9 protein-coding genes are annotated in these 9,466 nt (G+C 67.1%); 6 read left to right on the top strand and 3 right to left on the bottom strand.

Annotated elements, in window-relative coordinates; all coding sequences use genetic code 11:
* The coding region (locus KH616_RS16145; protein ID WP_292248051.1) for a DNA translocase FtsK at positions 1–216 on the top strand (216 nt) is incomplete at its 5' end.
* Positions 217–296: 80 nt separating this feature from the next.
* Here the strand turns inward: KH616_RS16145 and KH616_RS16140 are convergent.
* On the bottom strand, positions 297–1,472 hold the full coding sequence (locus KH616_RS16140; protein ID WP_292248052.1) for a lactonase family protein: 1,176 nt from the start codon (positions 1,470–1,472) through the stop codon (positions 297–299).
* Between the two features lie 232 nt (positions 1,473–1,704).
* On the opposite strand from KH616_RS16140, the gene KH616_RS16135 reads away from it, so the two are divergent.
* Together KH616_RS16135 and phaZ are read left to right on the top strand one after the other, a co-directional pair.
* Entirely contained in the window at positions 1,705–3,534 is a 1,830-nt protein-coding gene (locus KH616_RS16135; protein WP_292248048.1) for a glycoside hydrolase family 15 protein, read from the top strand.
* A 210-nt stretch (positions 3,535–3,744) separates the two neighbouring features.
* Positions 3,745–5,184 carry a polyhydroxyalkanoate depolymerase gene (gene phaZ, locus KH616_RS16130; RefSeq protein WP_292248045.1) on the top strand — a complete coding sequence of 480 codons (1,440 nt, stop codon included), beginning with the start codon at positions 3,745–3,747 and terminating at the stop codon, positions 5,182–5,184.
* A 123-nt stretch (positions 5,185–5,307) separates the two neighbouring features.
* Here phaZ and KH616_RS16125 read toward each other — a convergent pair whose 3' ends face one another.
* Positions 5,308–5,940, bottom strand: a complete 633-nt coding sequence (locus KH616_RS16125) for a TetR family transcriptional regulator (protein ID WP_292248042.1) — start codon at positions 5,938–5,940, stop codon at positions 5,308–5,310.
* A gap of 253 nt (positions 5,941–6,193) precedes the next feature.
* Here KH616_RS16125 and rsxB point away from each other — a divergent pair, with 253 nt between their 5' ends.
* On the top strand, positions 6,194–7,075 hold the full coding sequence (gene rsxB, locus KH616_RS16120) for an electron transport complex subunit RsxB (RefSeq protein WP_292248041.1): 882 nt from the start codon (positions 6,194–6,196) through the stop codon (positions 7,073–7,075).
* The gene (nth, locus tag KH616_RS16115; protein WP_292248039.1) at positions 7,072–7,716 is read left to right on the top strand and encodes an endonuclease III; all 645 of its coding nucleotides are present in this window, start codon (positions 7,072–7,074) and stop codon (positions 7,714–7,716) included. The genes rsxB and nth overlap by 4 nt, the downstream gene beginning before the upstream one ends.
* A 39-nt stretch (positions 7,717–7,755) precedes the next feature.
* On the opposite strand, the gene KH616_RS16110 is transcribed toward nth, so the two are convergent.
* Entirely contained in the window at positions 7,756–8,682 is a 927-nt protein-coding gene (locus KH616_RS16110; RefSeq protein ID WP_292248036.1) for a DMT family transporter, read from the bottom strand.
* 177 nt (positions 8,683–8,859) lie between these two features.
* Between KH616_RS16110 and KH616_RS16105 the strand changes: the two genes are divergently transcribed.
* Positions 8,860–9,294: a DUF1841 family protein gene (locus tag KH616_RS16105; protein ID WP_292248034.1), complete on the top strand. Its 435-nt coding sequence runs from the start codon at positions 8,860–8,862 to the stop codon at positions 9,292–9,294.
* The last annotated feature ends 172 nt before the right edge of the window (positions 9,295–9,466 follow it).

Genomic DNA, 9,466 nt, shown 5'->3' with positions numbered 1-9,466 from the left:
GAAACGCCGGACGCCGAGGCGGATCCGCTGTACGACGAGGCGGTCGCGTTCGTCGTGCGGACGCGCCGCGCGTCGATCTCGTCGGTGCAGCGGCAGCTGCGCATCGGCTACAACCGCGCCGCCCGCCTCGTCGAACAGATGGAGGCGGCCGGGCTGGTGTCGTCGATGGGCATCAACGGCAGCCGCGAAGTGCTGGTGCCTGCCGCCGCAGAATAAGCGACGCAGGCGGCAAGCACGAAGGGCGCTGGCTAGGCAGCGCCCTTCGTGCGTTTACCGCCCCCGAACCGCGCGGGATGTTACAGCGCCGGCACGAGCTTGAAGTCGACCGGCCGGCCGACCGCAACCTTCCGCGGGTTCGCATCGAGCTTGCCGGTCGCGATATCGCGGCCGAACACGTAGAACGTGTCGCTATCCTGATTGCCGACGATCAGCCATTTGCCGCTCGGATCGATCAGGAATTCGCGCGGCGTGCGGCCGAGGCTGGACTGGCGCCCGACCAGCGACAGCCGCCCGCTTGCCGCATCGACCGCAAAGATGACGATCTCGTTCGCATCGCCGCGATTGCTCGCATAGAGGAAGCGTCCGTCCGGCGACAGGTGGATCGCGGCCGCGCCGACCTTGCCGTGAAAGCCCGGCGCGACGAGCGGCACCGTCTCGACCGGCGTGAGTTCGCCATCGCGATGCCGGTAGACCGTCACGGTCGCATCGAGCTCGTTGGTCGCATAGGCGTACTGGCCGTCCGCGCCGAATGCCAGATGACGCGGCCCTGCGCCCGGCTTCGCGACCGCATAGCGGCGCCCGGTCGGCCCGAGCAGGCCGCGGCTGCCGTCCGGCGTGTAGCGGTACGCATACAGCTTGTCCGCGCCGAGATCCTGCACGAACAGATAACGCCCGTCCGGCGAAAACACCGTCGAGTGCACGTGTGCGCCGTCCTGGCGCCCCTGCACCGGCCCGGTGCCTTCGTGATGCACGGTCAGCACCGCGTTGCCGACCTGCCCGTCGTCGCGCAGCGGAAACACCGCGAAGCTGCCGCCCGGATCCGACGCAACCGAATAGTTCGCCGTCACGAGATACCTGCCGTCCGGCGACAGGCTCAGATAGCACGGATCGTTGCCTTCCGACGACACCCGGTCGAGAAACGTCAGCGCGCCCGTCTTCGCATCGAACCGAAACGCGCTGATGCCGCCGCGCTTGCCGGCCGGGCCGTTGTCGCCCGGCAACTCGTTGACCGCGTAGACGGTGCGACCGTCGCGGCTCGGCAACAGATACGAGGGATTGACGGTCTTCGCCGACGACACCGGCGCGACGCTGCCCGTCTTCGTGTCGAAGCGATACACGTAGATCCCGTCGCTGCCGGCATCCGTGTAGGTGCCGACGAGCAGGTTGTAGACGCCGTCGGCCGGCGCCGGCCCGGACGGCTGCGCAAACGCATGCGTTGCGGATAGCGAGAGCACGATCGCGAAACCTTTCATCCAGTGGGCGAACCCGATCGGGAACCCGCGAGTCGAAGCGCGCGCGTGACCGGTGCGTAAACGGTTGGGCATTGAATCCTCCTTGCATCGAGCCGCTTCAAGTGTTGATATGTGACGAAACGCCGGCCGTTCAGCGCTCCGCCGCCCGGCCGAGTATACGGGGCGGCATGCCCGGGCGTGAAGCCCGGCCGCCGCTGTCCGGAATGTGAACGCGAACCAAGGATCGCCGCCCATGCCCGCCTTGATCGAAGACTATGCCCTCGTCGGCGACGGCCATACCGCCGCGCTGATCGCAAAAGACGGCTCCGTCGACTGGCTGTGCTGGCCCCGCTTCGATTCGGGCGCCTGCTTCGCGGCCCTCGTCGGCACGCCCGAGCACGGCCGCTGGCTGCTCGCGCCGGCCGACGATGCCGCCGTCATGCACACGGCGCGCCGCTATCGCGGCGATACGCTGATACTCGAAACCGATTACGAGAGTGCCGACGGCGCCGTCACCGTGGTCGACTTCATGCCGCCCGGCAACGGCTGGTCGGAGCTGGTGCGGATCGTCATCGGGCGGCACGGCACGATGAAGATGCGCATGGAACTTGCATTGCGCTTCGACTACGGCTTCTCGATCCCGTGGATCACGGAGCTGCCGCGCGAGGCCGGCATGAAGGCGATCGCGGGTCCGGACACCGTCGTGCTGCGCACGCCCGTGCCGCTCACCCGCCAGCATCCGCAAACGCTCGCCGAATTCACGGTGAGCGCGGACGAGCGCATCCCGTTCTCGCTCAGCTACGCGCAGTCGCACCTGCGCCTGCCGCCCGCGCGCGATCCGCTGTCGATGCTCGCGCGCACCGAGAACTACTGGTTCGAATGGTCGGGCCGCTGCCAGGTGCAGGGCCGCTACGCGGCCGCGATACGCCGCTCGCTGATCACACTGAAGGCGCTCGCCTATGAACCGACGGGCGGCATCGTCGCGGCGCCGACGACGTCGCTGCCGGAACAGCTCGGCGGCACCCGCAACTGGGATTACCGCTACTGCTGGCTGCGCGACGCGACGATCACGCTGCTGGCGCTGATGCGCGGCGGCTATTACGACGAGGCGCGCGCGTGGCGCACGTGGCTCGGCCGCGTGATGGCCGGCTCGCCCGAGCAGATCCAGATCATGTACGGAATCGCGGGCGAGCGCCGCCTGCCCGAAATGGAGCTCGACTGGCTGCCCGGCTATCAGGGCGCGAAGCCGGTGCGGATCGGCAACGGTGCCGCGCACCAGTTGCAGCTCGACGTTTTCGGCGAAGTGATGGCGGCGCTGCATCTCGCGCGTGTCGGCGGCCTGCAGGCCGACGACACGGTGTGGTCGGTGCAATGCACGCTGCTCAACCATCTCGAGAAGATCTGGCGGGAACCGGACGAAGGCATCTGGGAAACACGCGGCGGCCGCCGTCACTTCACGTTCTCGAAGGTGATGGCGTGGGTCGCGTTCGATCGTGCGATCAAGTCGGCCGAGATGTTCCGGCTGCCCGGCGCACTCGATCGCTGGCGCGCGCTGCGCGACCGGATCCACGCGGATGTCTGCGAGCACGCGTGGAGCGAGCGCAAGCAGGCCTTCACGCAGAGCTACGGCAGCGAAGAGCTCGATGCGAGCGTGCTGCTGATGCCGCAACTCGGCTTCCTGCCGCCGTCGGATCCGCGAACCATCGGCACGGTCGAAGCGATCGAGCGGGAATTGCTGCACGACGGACTGGTGTTGCGCTACCGCACGACCGACTACGACGACGGCCTGCCGCCCGGCGAAGGCACGTTTCTCGCTTGCAGCTTCTGGCTCGTCGACAACTATGCGCTGCTCGGCCGCATCGACGACGCGCACCGGCTGTTCGCCCGGCTGCTGTCGCTGTCGAACGATCTCGGGCTGCTCGCCGAGGAATACGATCCGGTCGCGGGCCGGCTCGTCGGCAATTTCCCGCAGGCGTTCTCGCATGTCGCGCTGGTGCATACCGCGATGAACCTGATTCACCATGAAGACGCCATGGCGCACGCGGCCGGCCAGCCTGAGCCCGCCACCGCGACCGGGCGCTGAAACCGCGTATCGCGATGTTCTTCAGAAAACGTCAAATCGCAAAAAATTCATGAAAAATCAGGGAAATGCTGCATTGCGGCACGTATCGTAGTTCGATATGATCGACTGCGATTGACCGGCTGCGGGGCGCTACGGCCGGTCGCCGACCCACACGGCACGCCGCGACATACGCCGCCACGGTCGCGCGCCGTTCTCCCAGCGGGAGCCTGCATGCTTTACCAACTGCACGAATTCCAACGGGCGATGCTCAGCCCGCTCACGGCCTGGGCCCAGGCCGCATCGAAATCGTTCGCAAATCCGTCCAGCCCGTTTTCGCTGATGCCCGGCGCGACGCGCATGGCCGCCGCGTACGAACTGCTGTACCGGCTCGGCAAGGACTACGAGAAACCCGAATTCAACATCCACCAGATCGTCCGGGACGGCCGCAACATTCCCGTCGTCGAGCAGACGATCGTCGAGAAGCCGTTCTGCCGGCTGCTGCGCTTCAAGCGTTACGCGGATGACGCCGAAGCCGTCGGCCGGATGAAGGACGAGCCGGTCGTGCTGGTCTGCGCGCCGCTGTCCGGACACCACTCGACGCTGCTGCGCGACACCGTGCGCACGCTGCTGCAGGATCACAAGGTCTACATCACCGACTGGATCGACGCACGGATGGTGCCGGTCGAGGCCGGCCCGTTCCATTTGCACGACTACGTTGCGTACATCCAGGAATTCATCCGCCATATCGGCGCGCGCAACCTGCACGTGATCTCGGTATGCCAGCCGACGGTACCGGTGCTCGCGGCGATCTCGCTGATGGCAAGCCGCGGCGAGGACACCCCGCTCACGATGACGATGATGGGCGGTCCGATCGACGCGCGCCGCAGCCCGACGTCGGTGAACTCGCTGGCGACGCAGCATTCGATCGCCTGGTTCGAGAACAACGTGATCCACACCGTGCCGGCGAACTACCCGGGCGAAGGCCGCCAGGTCTACCCGGGCTTTCTTCAGCACGCGGGCTTCGTCGCGATGAATCCGGAGCGGCATGCGCAGTCGCATTGGGACTTCTATCAGAGCCTGCTGCGCGGCGACGAAGACGACGCCGAGGCGCACCGCAATTTCTATGACGAATACAACGCGGTGCTCGACATGGCCGCCGAGTATTACCTCGAGACGATCCGCATCGTGTTCCAGGAATTCCGTCTCGCCGAAGGCACATGGGAGATCGGCGGCGAACGCGTGCGCCCGCAGGACATCCGGCACACCGCGCTGATGACGATCGAAGGCGAACTCGACGACATCTCCGGCTGCGGCCAGACGCACGTCGCACACGAGCTGTGCACCGGCATCCCGCCAAGCCAGCGCCGCAGCCTGACGGCGGAAAAGTGCGGTCACTACGGGATCTTCTCCGGGCGCCGCTGGCGCACGATCATTTATCCGCAATTGCGCGACTTCATCCGCGAGCACATGCCGAAGCCCAGTGCGACGCAGGATCACCCGGACGTGCCGGCGGCCACGCCGCTCGCGGCGGTACCGGCTGCGCACCCGCAGGCCGCGCCCTCGAAGACCGTTTCCGCGAAACGCGCACCCGCGAACGCGCCGGCCGCAGCGCCCGCCGCGAAACGCGCCGGCAAGCGGGCGAAGCCGGCACGCAACCGCAAGGCGGCCTGACCCGCACATCGCAAAAGAACGATCCCCACCCAGCGTAGTCCGCTGAGTGGGGATCGAGCCGATCATCTCATTCACGCCGCCGTGCCCGCGCACGGCGGCGTTCGTTCATGCGGCGTACGACGCTCAGCGCCGCAGCAGATAGGCGAGCAATACCTCGGTGTTCATCCTGACCATTTCAGCGCGCTCGTCCTCGGCGCTGAAGTCGCGGCCGAGCGTCGCGGCCAGCGTGAAGCGGTTCGACACGATGTAGTAGCCGAGCCCGGACAAGGTCACGTAAAGGCGCAGCGGATCGACGTCGTTGCGAAAGAGCCCGGCCTTCTGGCCGCGCGTGAGCACGTTGCCGAGCATGGCGACGATCGGCGAGATCATCTCGCGGATCCGCGTCGACTTGTGCAGGTAGCGCGCCTCGTGCAGGTTCTCGTTGTTGATGAGCCGCAGCAGTTCCGGGTGATCGCGGTAATAGTCCCAGACGAAATGCGCGAGCCGCGTCACCGCCTCGACCGGCGCGACGCCGTCCAGCTCGAGCACGCGCTCGGCTTCGGTCAGTGCGGAGAACGCGTGTTCGAGCACGGCGGTGAACAGCTGCTCCTTGCTGCCGAAGTAGTAATAGAGCATGCGCTCGTTGGTCTCCGCCCGGCGCGCGATCTGGTCGACGCGGGCGCCGAACAATCCCCCGTTCGCGAATTCTTCGGCTGCGGCCATCAGGATGCGGCGACGCGTGCCTTCGGGATCTCTTTTGATTTTTGGCTGATTCATGGTGGCGTTTTGCTGTATGAGCCGCTTGATCCGGATCGTCGCCCCACCGCATTGGCGCTGGCGACACTGGAACGGGCACGCCGCACGCGGCGTCCCTCCTGCTGCGCCCCTGCAAAAAAGCGCTTCGATTATGCGCACAGTCGACGTCCAGCGCAATGCGGGAAATCGGCGATAATTCAGTTTTGCCAAACTCGTCCGGCCGCGCCTCGCGTGCGGCCGCGAGACATTCGGCGCACCGGCGCCCGTTGTCACCGTGACCGACTCCAAGACACTCGCGGATCGCATCGAAGATCTGCTTCCCCAGACGCAATGCACGAAGTGCGGCTATGACGGCTGCCGCCCGTACGCCGAGGCGGTCGCCGCCGGCGAGGCCAATTACAACCAGTGTCCGCCCGGCGGCGCCGAGGGCGTCGCACGCCTCGCGCGCCTGCTCGGCAGGCCCGTCATCCCGATCAACCCGATCAATGGCGAGGAACGCCCGCGCCGCGTCGCATTCATCGACGAGCAGCTCTGCATCGGCTGCACGCTGTGCATGCAGGCGTGCCCGGTCGATGCGATCGCCGGCGCGCCCAAGCAGATGCATACGGTCATCGAGTCGCTGTGCACCGGCTGCGACCTGTGCGTGCCGCCCTGCCCGGTCGATTGCATCGCGATGATCCCGGTAACGGGCGAACGCACCGGCTGGGACGCCTGGACACAACAACAGGCCGACGACGCACGCGAACGCCACGACCGCCGGCTCGCGCGCCAGCGCCGCGAACGCGAAGCGGCCGAGGCGCGCGCGGCCGCGCGGCGCACCGCGAGCACGGCGGCCGCCCCCGCGCAGCCGGCCGGGCAATCGGCCGAACAGCCCGGCGCACCGGTCGATACGGCGACGGACGCCGAGGCGAGGAAGCGCGCGATCATTGCCGCCGCACTCGAACGCGCGCGCAAGAAAAAGGAAGCGCTCGCCGCACAGGGCGATGCACCGAAGAACACCGAAGGCGTGAGCGACGCCGTCCAGGCGCAGATCGACGCGGCCGAAGCGCGCCGCAAGCGGCTTGCCGAACAGGAAAAACAGGCGCAGGAAGCCGGCGACAATCCGTCCTCGAACGACGACGGCACGTCCGGCTCGCCCGACACGAAACAACCATGAACGCCAGCAAACGACGCGCGATCTTCGAAACACTGCAAAGCCTGAATCCGACTCCGACGACCGAACTCGAATACTCGACGCCGTTCGAACTGCTGATCGCGGTCATGCTGTCCGCACAGGCGACCGACGTGTCGGTCAACAAGGCCATGCGCCGGATGTTCCCGGTCGCGAATACGCCGCAGCAGATTATCGCGCTCGGCGAGGAAGGCGTCGCCGGGTACATCAAGACGATCGGCCTGTACCGGACGAAGGCGAAGAACGTGGTCGCGACGTGCAGGCTCCTGCTCGAGCGTTTCGGCGGCGAAGTGCCGGCCAGCCGCGAAGCACTCGAAAGCCTGCCGGGCGTGGGCCGCAAGACCGCCAACGTGGTGCTGAATACGGCGTTCGGGCATCCGACGATCGCGGTCGACACGCATATCTTCCGCGTCGCGAACCGCACCGGGCTCGCACCCGGCAAGGACGTGAAGGCGGTCGAGGCCGCACTCGAGAAATTCACGCCGAAGGAATTCGTGCACGACGCCCATCACTGGCTGATTTTGCTCGGACGCTATGTCTGCAAGGCGCGCAAGCCCGAATGCTGGCACTGCGCGATCGAGCCGCTGTGCGAATACAAACCGAAGACACCCGCGCCGATCGAGTGAGCCGGCACGCGTAAGCGCGGTTTGCGGTTTGCGCTTTGCTTACGCGTTGGACGTCGCGGTCGCGTCGTCGGCCGCCGCGCCGCCCGCGCGGACGAGCGCCAGCACCGCGGCAAGAATCGCCACGCCGCCCGCCCACTGCATCGGTGTCAACGCTTCGCCGAACAACATGGCGGCCAACGCGACGGTCACGACCGGTTCGAGCGTCGACAGCATCGACGTGCGTGCCGCCCCCAGCCGCGCGAGCCCCGCGAAGAACGCGAGCATCGCGGCGACCGTCGAGACCAGCGCGATCGCCAGCATCGCCGCCCAGCCGCCTGCCGTGACCGGCCAGTGCGGCGGCGAGCCGGACGCCGTGCGCGCGAGCGCGATCAGCAGCAACATCCCGGTTGCCGACATGCAGATGACCGCGGTCGTCGCGAGCGGATCGATCCCGCGCGTCGCCTTCGTCCCCGCGACGATGTACAGCGAATAGATCACCGCGGCGGCCAGCGCGAGCCCGATGCCGAGCGGCTCGCCATGACCGCCGCCGACCATCAGCGCCGAGCCCGCGACACACAGCACGAGCGCGACGATCTTCACGCGCGTGAGCCGCTCGCCCAGCCACCATGCGGCCAGCAACGTGACGAATGCGGGATACAGGTACAGCAATAGTGCGACGAGGCTCGCCTGCGCGTGCTGGAGTGCGCTGAAATAGCAAAACGACTGCCCTACATAGCCGAGCGCACCCATCGCGACCAGCGGTGCGAGCGCGCGTGGACGCGGCCACGCCACGCCGCGGCGCACGGCGATCGCACCGAGCACCGCAGCGCCGATCGCGAAACGCACGATCAACAGGCCCAGCACGTCGACGCCGCCTGCATAGGCATAGCGGCCGAAGATCGCCATCCCGCCGAATGCGGCGGCGGACAGCGCGACATAGAACACGCCCTGCAGGGCGCCGGACGACGAGCGGGCAAAGGTAGTCATGACGAAACAAATGAGCGGCAGAGGAATGACGGAAATCGTCCGAGTTTATCGGCGGCCCCGCGTGCGGCATAACTGGCGCTTTCCCGAGCGTCCGCACCGCGCCAGCAGCGGCCGCCGCGCCGGCGTACAATGCGCGACACGGCATGCCCCCCAAGCCGGATCACGACGGTTCCCACCATGTTCAATCCCAGCCGCGACGAAGTGCGTCGCTTTTTCATCGAGACCTGGCGCAAGCAGCGCGCGGGTGAAATCCTGACCCCGCTGGAGGCAATCGCGGCGGACTGGATCGTCGAGCACCCCGAATACCACGACGATCTCGCGGACGCCGACGGCGCCGCCACGCGCGAGTACACGCCCGAGGAAGGCCGCACGAATCCGTTTCTGCACCTGTCGATGCATCTCGCGATCAGCGAACAGCTGTCGATCGACCAGCCGCCCGGCATCCGCGCGGCGCATGACAAGCTCGCCGCGCGGCTCGACTCGACGCACGAGGCGCAGCACGTGATCATGGAATGCCTCGGCGAGACAATCTGGGAAGCGCAGCGGACAAACACGCCGCCCGATACCGACGCCTACCTGCAGCGCATCCTGCGTCGCGCGTCGCGCGACTGAATGCTGCTGGCTGACGGCGGCACAGCTTGCCCGCGCGAGCACGGCACGGGCGATGTCATGCATCGTTGTTGACGATGCGCGCCGTCTCCCGGAGAAAAGCGCTTCAGGGATCGACGCGAAGCACCCCCCAAAAAAATACCTCGCCATCGCGAGTTATTTTTTTGTGCTGCCG

It is taken from the genome of Burkholderia sp., assembly GCF_018375725.1.
Taxonomy (GTDB): Bacteria; Pseudomonadota; Gammaproteobacteria; order Burkholderiales; family Burkholderiaceae; genus Burkholderia.
This window is presented reverse-complemented; position numbering and strand designations above follow the sequence as displayed.